This is a genomic window from Nocardioides panacihumi (assembly GCF_039530925.1).
GTDB lineage: Bacteria > Actinomycetota > Actinomycetes > Propionibacteriales > Nocardioidaceae > Nocardioides > Nocardioides panacihumi.
In genome coordinates, this window is the sequence record NZ_BAAAPB010000001.1 from 486,787 (window position 1) to 496,020 (window position 9,234).

10 protein-coding genes are annotated in these 9,234 nt (G+C 69.6%); 2 read left to right on the forward strand and 8 right to left on the reverse strand.

Annotated elements, in window-relative coordinates; genetic code table 11:
- Position 1: 1 nt before the first annotated feature.
- The 6 genes from rhaI to ABD205_RS02355 all read right to left on the reverse strand — a co-directional run bounded on the left by rhaI (position 2) and on the right by ABD205_RS02355 (position 6,396).
- Complete coding sequence (gene rhaI, locus ABD205_RS02330; protein ID WP_344041999.1) at positions 2-1,165, reverse strand: L-rhamnose isomerase; 1,164 nt, start codon at positions 1,163-1,165, stop codon at positions 2-4.
- 1 nt (position 1,166) lies between these two features.
- On the reverse strand, positions 1,167-1,523 hold the full coding sequence (locus tag ABD205_RS02335) for an L-rhamnose mutarotase (protein ID WP_344042001.1): 357 nt from the start codon (positions 1,521-1,523) through the stop codon (positions 1,167-1,169).
- 96 nt (positions 1,524-1,619) lie between these two features.
- Positions 1,620-2,651, reverse strand: coding sequence for a rhamnose ABC transporter substrate-binding protein (gene rhaS / locus ABD205_RS02340; protein ID WP_344042003.1), 1,032 nt, complete (start codon positions 2,649-2,651; stop codon positions 1,620-1,622).
- A gap of 6 nt (positions 2,652-2,657) precedes the next feature.
- A complete protein-coding gene (locus tag ABD205_RS02345) occupies positions 2,658-3,755 on the reverse strand; it encodes an ABC transporter permease (RefSeq protein WP_344042005.1) in 1,098 nt (365 codons plus the stop codon).
- Positions 3,752-4,837, reverse strand: a complete 1,086-nt coding sequence (locus ABD205_RS02350) for an ABC transporter permease (protein ID WP_344042007.1) — start codon at positions 4,835-4,837, stop codon at positions 3,752-3,754. Before ABD205_RS02350 ends, ABD205_RS02345 begins: the two co-directional genes overlap by 4 nt.
- A complete protein-coding gene (locus ABD205_RS02355; RefSeq protein ID WP_344042009.1) occupies positions 4,834-6,396 on the reverse strand; it encodes a sugar ABC transporter ATP-binding protein in 1,563 nt (520 codons plus the stop codon). The genes ABD205_RS02350 and ABD205_RS02355 overlap by 4 nt, the downstream gene beginning before the upstream one ends.
- 163 nt (positions 6,397-6,559) lie before the next feature.
- Here ABD205_RS02355 and ABD205_RS02360 point away from each other — a divergent pair, with 163 nt between their 5' ends.
- Positions 6,560-7,588, forward strand: a complete 1,029-nt coding sequence (locus ABD205_RS02360) for a LacI family DNA-binding transcriptional regulator (protein WP_344042011.1) — start codon at positions 6,560-6,562, stop codon at positions 7,586-7,588.
- A gap of 56 nt (positions 7,589-7,644) precedes the next feature.
- On the opposite strand, the gene ABD205_RS02365 is transcribed toward ABD205_RS02360, so the two are convergent.
- Together ABD205_RS02365 and ABD205_RS02370 are read right to left on the reverse strand one after the other, a co-directional pair.
- Positions 7,645-8,100 carry a nucleoside deaminase gene (locus ABD205_RS02365; protein WP_344044443.1) on the reverse strand — a complete coding sequence of 152 codons (456 nt, stop codon included), beginning with the start codon at positions 8,098-8,100 and terminating at the stop codon, positions 7,645-7,647.
- 58 nt (positions 8,101-8,158) lie between these two features.
- Positions 8,159-8,644 (reverse strand): tRNA adenosine deaminase-associated protein, encoded by a 486-nt coding sequence (locus ABD205_RS02370; RefSeq protein ID WP_344042013.1) that lies wholly within the window; start codon positions 8,642-8,644, stop codon positions 8,159-8,161.
- Between the two features lie 74 nt (positions 8,645-8,718).
- Here ABD205_RS02370 and upp point away from each other — a divergent pair.
- Positions 8,719-9,234 (forward strand): uracil phosphoribosyltransferase (upp, locus tag ABD205_RS02375; protein WP_344042015.1); only part of this gene is annotated, 516 nt, incomplete at its 3' end.

Genomic DNA, 9,234 nt, shown 5'->3' on the forward strand with positions numbered 1-9,234 from the left:
TTCAGTTCCATCCTGCCTGCGTACCGCCCACGCGGTCCGCCTCGATCTGTTCCTGGTAGCCGCTGGCGAGGAAGGCCCGCATCGGGTCGGCGGGCAGGCCCCGCTCCTCGCGCCAGGCGGCGAGGTGCGGTCGGACGTCGGTGTAGAAGGCGTCCATGAAGAGCTCGTTGGCCACGAGGACGTCGCCGTCCTCCTGGGCCCGGGTCAGCGCGTCACGGTCGACGAGCAGCGCGCGCGCCGTCATCTCCTGCACGTTGAGCACCGACCGGATCTGGCCGGGGATCTTCTTCTCGATGTTGTGGCACTGGTCGAGCATGAACGCGACCTCGCTCCCCGGCTCGAGCGCGCCGCCCCGCACGCACTCGAACAGGATGCGGAAGAGCTGGAACGGGTCGGCCGAGCCCACGATGAGGTCGTCGTCGGCGTAGAAGCGGCTGTTGAAGTCGAACGAGCCGAGCTTCCCGAGCCGGAGCAGCTGCGCGACGATGAACTCGATGTTGGTCCCGGGCGCGTGGTGGCCGGTGTCGAGGCAGACCATCGCCTTCTCGCCGAGCGCGGCGACCTGGACGTACGACGTGCCCCAGTCCGGGACGTCGGTGTGGTAGAACGCCGGCTCGAAGAACTTGTACTCGAGCACGAGCCGCTGGTCGTCGCCGAGCCTGTCGTAGATGGTCCGCAGGCTCTCCGCGAGGCGGTCCTGGCGGCCGCGCATGTCGCCCTGGCCGGGATAGTTGGTGCCCTCCGCGAGCCAGATCTTGAGGTCGCGCGACCCGGTCGCACCCATCACGTCGATGCACTCGAAGTGGTGGTCGATCGCCTTCTGGCGGATCTTGGCGTCGGTGTGGGTCAGCGCGCCCAGCTTGTAGTCGTCGTCCTGGAACGTGTTGGAGTTGATCGTCCCCAACCGGATGCCCAGGTCCTCGGCGAAGCGACGCAGCTTGTCGTAGTCGTCGACCTTGTCCCACGGGATGTGCAGGGCGACCGACGGCGACAGCCCGGTGAAGCGGTTCACCGCCGCGGCGTCCGCGATCTTCTCCTCCACCGTCCGCGGGGTGCCGGGGGTGCCGAAGACCTTGAACCGCGTCCCCGAGTTTCCGTAGGCCCACGAGGGGACCTCGATCGCCTGTCCCTCCAGGAGAGGCGCGACCTGCTCGAACGTCTTCATCTCACTTCGCTTCTGTGTTGTTCAGCGCTTCGAGCTGGTCCTCGAGGTGGAAGATCTCCTCGAGCTCCAGGAAGCCTTCGTCGGGAGCGGCCGCGCCGAGGTCCTCGAAGAACCCGGCCATCTCCGCCTGCCATCGCTCGTTGACGTCGCGGGCGGCCATGCCGGCCCGGGCCCGGTCCAGGGACGGCGTCTCCAGGTAGCCGATCAGCAGACCGTCGGGGCGCAGGAAGAGCGAGTAGTTGTGCCAGCCGGTCTCGTGCAGTGCCTGCACCATGTCCGGCCAGACGGCGGCGTGGCGCCGCTTGTACTCCTCGAGGCGGTCGGGCCTCACTTGGAGCTGGAAGCACACGCGTTGCATCCGTCGTCCTCCTGCTCGTCGCGTCGTCGGGGTCCTCTGGTTGCGCCTGCCGGGGGCGGGGGTGCCGCCCCCGGCAGGCGCCGTTCAGGGGACGGATCAGAACTTGAACTGGTCGATGTTGTCCTTGGTGAAGACGAACGGGTCGCCCAGCAGCACGCTGTGGTCGGCCGCGACGGTGAACTCACCGAGCTTGCCGGCGGTGAACTTGTCCCCGCCCTTGCCGGTGATCTCGCCCTTGACCAGCGCGTCGGCCGCGTAGGCGGCCAGGTAGCCCAGGTCCTCGGGGTTCCACAACGCGAACGAGGTCACGGTGCCGTCCTTGACGTACTCCCGCATCTGGTTCGGCGTGCCCAGACCGGTCAGCGCCACCTTGCCCTTCGACGACGAGGTCGACAGGTAACGAGCCGCCGCCGCGATCCCGACCGTGGTCGGGCTGATGATGCCCTTGAGCTGCGGGTGCTTCTGCAGCAGCGCCGAGGTCTGGTCGAAGGACTTCTGGTCGTCGTCGTCACCGTAGACGGTGTCGACCAGCTTGATGTTCGGGTGCGCGGCCAGGTCCTTCTTCATCAGGTCGATCCACGCGTTCTGGTTGGTCGCGTTCGCCGCGGCCGAGAGGATCGCGATCTCACCGGAGTCACCGATCTGCTTGGCGATCTCGTCGACCTGCACCTTCGCGATGCCCTCCGCAGTGGCCTGGTTCACGTACAGGTCACGACACGAGGGATCGGTGTCGGAGTCGAACGTGACCACCTTGGTGCCCGCACTACGCGCCTCGTTCAACGCATCACAGATCGCCTTGGGGTCGTTGGCCGAGACCACCAGAGCACTCACACCCTGCTGCGCAGCGGTGTTGATGAACGGCACCTGCGCGTCCGGGGACGCGGCGTCGGGCCCGACCTCCTTGTAGGTGCCCTTGAACTCGCCCACGGCCTTCTTGCCGCCCGCATCACTGGTGTCGAAGTAAGGGTTGCCCAGGTTCTTCGGCAAGAACGTCACCGAGGTCTTCCCCCCGCCCCCACTGGCACTGCTGCCACCGCCACTGTCACTGCCGCCACACGCGGTCAGACCGAGGCTGGCGGAGATGGCGACCGCGGCAAGCGCGGCGATCCGCCGGTTCCGGAACTTCATCGTTCTTTACCTTTCTTTCGGGTTGGCTGCGGCGACCGCACGCCGGCTGGAGGGGCTCCTGCCCCTGGTCCTTGCCCTGAGCAGACCCGAGGCCAAGGCGAGGAGGCTGGTGGAGAGGACGGAGAGCACGAGCAGCACTCCGATCACGATGTTGATGAGGTTGACCGTCTGGCCCTCGAGGCGCATCGCGCTCGAGATGACGCCGATCAGGACGACCCCGGCGACGACCCCGTGGAGCGCGCCGCGACCGCCGAAGACCGAGACCCCGCCGAGGACGACGGCCGCGATCACCTGCAGCTCGAGGCCGGTGGCGTTGTCACCGCGGGCACTGCCGAAGCGGAGCGTGTAGTAGACGCCGGCGAAGGCCGAGACCGCCCCACTGATGACGAACAGCCAGAACTTCGTGAGCTCGACGTTGACGCCGGTGAAGTGCGCCGCCTCCGAGTTGAGGCCGATCTCGTAGACGCCGCGGCCGAAGGAGGAGAAGTGCAGCATCCAGACCGACAGGGCGAGCAGGATCAGGAACGGGATCAGGATCGTCGGGTAGCTGGTGCCCACCCCGAAGATGCGCTGCTTGGAGAGCTCGGTCCACTTGTGCGGGAAGTCGGTCACCGCCTTGGTGCCGAGCAGCCCGACCGCGATGCCGCGGTAGAGCGCCATCGTGCCGATCGTGACGGCGAGCGACGGCAGGCCGACGTACGACACGAGGAAGCCGTTGAACGCACCGCACACCGCACCGATCACGACCGCGAAGAGGGCCGCGAGCGGGATGGACATGCCGGCGTCCTGGTGCAGGACCCCGACGAGCACGCTCGACAGCCCGACCACGCTGGCCACCGAGAGGTCGATCTCCGCGGTGATCATGATCATCGCCATCGGCAGCGCGATGAGGAGGATCGGGGCGATGTCGAGGAAGAGGTAGTAGAGCGTCAGCGGGCCGTTGAAGTTCGGCACGTTGCCGAGCGAGTAGAAGTAGACGATCCCGAGCAGCGCGATGATCGCGAACTCGCGGGTCAGGAGCACCCGCCGCCAGAGCGGAGCGGCGTACGACGCGTAGGTGCGCTGCGCGGTGCCGTCCGGCCGGGAGTAGGTCGCTGTCGTCATGCGGGGGTACCTGCCTTCCGCGAGGGGCCGGCGTCGTTGGTCTCTCGGCGGGCCAGGTCTCGGGCCGCGACGAGCTGCCGCTCCTGGCGCTTGGCGAGCACCCGGTCGAGGACGATCGCGGCGATGATGAGCGCGCCGACGACGGCCCGCTGCCAGAAGTCCGAGATGCCGACCATCGGCAGCGCCCGGTTGATCGTGATGAGCAGGACGGCGCCGAGCGCCGCGCCCCAGACCGTGCCGACACCGCCCGCGATCGCGACGCCGCCGATGACCGCGGCGCCGACCGCCTGCAGCTCCATGCCGACCCCGGCGCCGGACGAGACCGTGCCGTAGCGGGCCGCGTAGACGACGCCGGCCAGGCCGGCGAGCGCGCCGCTGAGGACGAAGGCGACGAGCACGCGTCGTACGACGGGGAGGCCGTAGAGGGTCGCCGCCTCCGGGTCGGAGCCGATGGCGTACAGCTCGCGGCCGCCCCGCGCGGTGCGCAGGTAGTAGCCGACGAGCGCCATCACGACGAGCGCGATGATCGTGACGACCGGGATGGAACCGATCTCGTTGGTGCCGAGCTCGTTGAACGCCTTAGGGAAGTCCGACGCGTTGACCCGGTCGCTGCCGGCCCAGCTCAGGAAGATGCCGCGGTAGATGTAGAGGGTGCCGAGCGTGATCACCATGGCCGGCACGCGCCCGTAGGCGACCAGCATCCCGTTGACCAGCCCGAGCGCTCCACCGAAGGCGAGGGCGATGAGGAAGACGAACGGGATCGGCATGCCCGGCCAGGCGATGAAGACCTTGCCGGTGAGGTACGCCGTGAGTCCGAGCGTCGAGCCGACCGAGAGGTCGACGTTGCGGGTGATGATGACGACCGCCTGGCCGACCGCGAGGATCAGCAGCAGCGCCGGCGTGACGAGGAGGTTGCGCCATCCGTCGGTGCTGAACACGAAGCCGCTGCTCTTGAGCGTCGTCAGCACGATGAGGACGAGCAGGACCGCGGCGACCGCGATCTCACGCGAGCGCAGCAGCGTGCCGACGATGCGGGTGGTCGGCGAGGTGGCGCTGGGCTCGACGAGCAGGGTGTCGCTCATGCCGGGACCTCGCTCTTCCGGTTGTCGGTCGGGTTGTCGTTGTCGTGGGCGTGCGCGGTCGTCCGCGTCGCGGCCCGCATGACGGTCTCGGGGGTGGCCTCGGAGCGAGGCAGCTCGGCAGTGATCCGGCCCTCGCAGACGACGAGGACGCGATCGGCCATCCCGAGCACCTCGGGCAGCTCGCTGGAGATCATCACGATCGCCAGTCCCTGGCCCGCGAGGTCGGAGAGCAGCCGGTGCACCTCCGCCTTGGTGCCGATGTCGATCCCGCGGGTCGGCTCGTCGATGATGAGGAGCCGCGGCTCGGTGGCCAGCCACTTGGCGATGACGACCTTCTGCTGGTTGCCGCCGCTCATCGTGCTCGCGTGCATGTCCAGCGCGGCGGTCTTGACCTCCAGCCGGCCGGCCCACGGGCCGGCGGCGCGGTTCTCGGCGGCGGACGTCAGCAGGCCCGCCTTGGTCAGGCCGCGCCGGATGACGGACCCGATGTTGCGCGCGACCGACTCCTCGATGACGAGCCCCTGCTTGCGGCGGTCCTCGGGGACGAACGCCATCCCGGCCCGGATCGCGGCGCGCGGGCTGTGGGCGGTGACGGGCTTGCCGAGCAGACGCACCGAGCCGTCGTCGTACCGGTCGACGCCGAAGACGGCGCGGGCGATCTCGGAGCGGCCGGCGCCCACCAGGCCTGCGAGCCCGACGATCTCGCCGGCGCGGACCTGGAAGGAGACGTCGTGGAACACGCCGGCCGAGGTGAGGCCCTCCACCTCGAGCACGACGTCGCCGATCGCTGCCGGCGTCTTCGGGAACAGCTCGGCGACCTCGCGTCCGACCATCCGCGAGACGATCGCGTCGACGTCGGTCTCGTCGGTCCGGTCGGTCGAGACGTAGGAGCCGTCCCGCATCACGGTGATCGTGTCGCACAGCGCGAAGACCTCGTCGAAGCGGTGCGAGATGAAGACCAGGCCGCGACCCTCGTCGCGGAGGCTGCGCGCGATGGCGAACAGCCGCTCGACCTCGACCCCGCTCAGCGCTGCGGTCGGCTCGTCCATGATGAGCAGCGTCGCGTCGAGCGAGATGGCCTTGGCGATCTCGATGACCTGCTGGTCGGCGATGGAGAGACCGCGGGCCGGGCGGCGCGGGTCGATGTGGACGCCCAGGCGCTGGAAGAGCCGGTCGGACTCGTCGTACATCCGGCTGTAGTCGATGCGCCGGGCCGCGCCGAGCGGCTGGCGGCCCATGAAGATGTTCTCCGCGACCGACAGGTCGGGGAACAGCGTCGGCTCCTGGTAGATCACCGCGATGCCGGCCGCCTTCGAGGAGGCGGTCGAGGAGAAGTCCACGTCGTCGCCGAGGAAGCGGAAGACGCCCGCGTCGCGGCGGTGCACGCCGGCGACGATCTTCACCAGGGTCGACTTGCCCGCGCCGTTCTCCCCCACGAGCGCGTGGATCGAGCCCCTCGTGACGGTGAGGCTGCCCGAGCGCAGCGCGACCACGGATCCGAACGACTTCGCGACGTCCTGGAGCTCCAGGACCACCTCGGTCGCTGCCGGTTCCGGCATGCTCGCTCCTTTTTGAAACGTTTTAATCGGACCGGATGACCGTAAGTGACTGCGATCACAGACGTCAAGGGAGCACGAGAAAAATGTTTCGGCGAGGTGTCGAGAGCGTTGACACCTGAGGCTTGCACCGTTTCAATCTGGAGCAGTTCAACCAAGGGGGAGCATGGTCATCGAGCGACAGCAGCTGTCGGCCTCGGTCAAGGACGTCGCCGCAGCCGCGGGCGTCTCCCTGGGCACGGTCTCCAACGTGCTCAACAGGCCCGACCGGGTGGCGGCCGCGACCCGCGAGAAGGTCGAGCACGCCATGGCCGAGCTGGGCTTCGTCCGCAACGAGTCGGCGCGGTCGCTGCGCGCCGGACGTACGCGGTCCCTCGCCTACGTCATGCTCGACGCCGGCAACCCGTTCTTCACCGACGTCGCCCAGGGCATCGAGCACGCCGCCGAGGGAGCCGAGCTGTCCCTCTTCCTGTGCAACAGCGACAGCCGGGCCACCCGCGAGGCCACGCACCTCGAGCACCTCGAGCAGCAGCGGGTGCAGGGCATCCTCATCACGCCGGTCGACCCGGACAGCCCGGCGCTGGACGCCATCGCACGCCGCGGCACGCCGCTCGTCATCGTCGACCGCATCCGCAAGGGCGGCGCGTTCTGCTCGGTCGCCGTGGACGACGTCCTGGGCGGCCGGCTGGCTGTCGAGCACCTCATCGACCGTGGTCACCGCCGGGTCGCCTTCGTCGGCGGACCGCTCAGCATCGGCCAGGTCGCCGACCGCTACGAGGGCGCCCGGCTGGCGTGGTCCACCGCCGGCCTGCCGGAGGACGACCTGACGCTGGTCGCGGGCGAGTCGCTGACCGTCGCGTCCGGGCGCTCGGCCGGCGAGCGGCTCGCCGGGATCCCGTCCGCCCGGCGACCGACGGCCGCGTTCTGCGCCAACGACCTGATCGCGCTGGGGCTCCTGCAGCAGGCCACGACGGCCGGACTCCGGGTGCCGGAGCAGCTCGCGATCGTGGGCTACGACGACATCGAGTTCGCGGCCGCCGCCGCCGTACCGCTCACCTCCGTCCGGCAACCGCGCCAGGAGCTCGGCCGTGCCGCCGCCGACCTGGTGCTCGACGAGGCGAGCAACGAGGCCCATCACCACCAGCAGGTCGTGTTCACTCCCGAGCTGGTCGCCCGGGCCTCGACGCTGGGCTGACCCGCCGAGACGTCAATCCGTACGGCCCGAGACGTCAATCCGTACGGCCCGAGACGTCAATCCGTACGGATCGACCTCTCGGCGCGCTGCTGGCGGAAGAACTCCTCGAGCAGGTCCGTCGACTCCGCCGCCAGCACGCCCGAGACGACCTCGGGGCGGTGGTTGAGCCGCCGGTCGCGTACGACATCCCACAGCGACCCGACGGCGCCGGCCTTGTCGTCGAACGCCCCGAAGACCAGCTTGGCCACGCGGGCGAGGACGACGGCGCCCGCACACATGGTGCACGGCTCGAGGGTGACGACGAGGGTGCACCCGTCCAGCCGCCACTCGTCGCGGTGGCGCGCCGCCTCGCGCAACGCCACCACCTCGGCGTGCCCGGTCGGGTCGGCGGCGGCCTCGCGCACGTTGCGCCCGCGGCCGACGATCTCGCCGTACGGGTCCAGGACCACCGCGCCGATCGGCACATCACCGGTCGCGAGAGCCCCACGCGCCTCCTCGAGGGCTGCGCTCATCGCGACGTCATACGGGGTGGCTGCCATGGCAACCGGATCGTATGACGTCCGGGCTCGGTCAGGCGCTGGTCAGGCCGACCGCGTCGTCGAAGAGCTTGCCGAAGCCCAGCTTGCGAGCAACCTCCGAGAGCATCTCGTCGGGGTAGAGGTCGACGTCGTCGAGCAGCACGCCCATGTCCATCGCGCTCATCCCGGCGTCGGCGAGCAGGCTCAGGTCACCGGCGGGCGCGGGCTCGTCCTCCTCCTCGGGCATCGGCAGGCCGAGGAACTCCACCACGCTGGCCGCGAGCTCCCACTCGTCGGCGGCGGTCACGTCCGAGAGGAGCGCCCGGACGCTCGCACCGACGACGCGTACGACGACGAAGAAGTCCTCGTCGATGCCGATGAGGCCGACGGCACCGCCGTCGCCGGGGAAGCGGCGCAGCGCGTGCGCGAGCGTGTCGACGTCGGTCAGCAGGTCGTGCGCGAGCTCCTGGACCTGCCAGACCCCCTCCTCGCGAAACACCGCGAGGGCGAAGTCGACTCCCTCCATCTCATCGGACATGTCACCAGACTGACATCCGATGCGCGACGCGCCAACCCCTTTGGCCGCCCGATGACGGCGATAAGGTGCGGCTCATGCGCACCCATGTCGTCGATCACCCACTCGTCGCCCACAAGCTGACCCGGCTCCGCGACGAGACCACCGACTCACCGACGTTCCGGGCGCTGGCCGACGAGCTGGTCACCCTGCTGGCCTACGAGGCGACGCGCGAGGTACGCGTGGAGGCGCACGACATCGTGACGCCGGTGGCGCCGACGACAGGCGTACGGCTGGCGCGGCCGACGCCCCTCGTCGTACCCATCCTGCGAGCCGGCCTCGGCATGCTCGACGGGATGATGCGGCTGCTGCCGACGGGCGAGGTCGGCTTCCTCGGCATGGTGCGCAACGAGGAGACGCTGGAGGCGACGACGTACGCCGAGCGCCTGCCCGAGGACCTCTCCGGGCGTCAGTGCTACGTGCTCGACCCCATGCTCGCGACCGGCGGCACGCTGGCCGCGGCGATCCGGTTCCTGGTCGACCGCGGCGCCGACCACATCACCTGCATCACGCTGCTGAGCGCCCCGGAGGGGATCGCCAACCTCGAGGCCGGC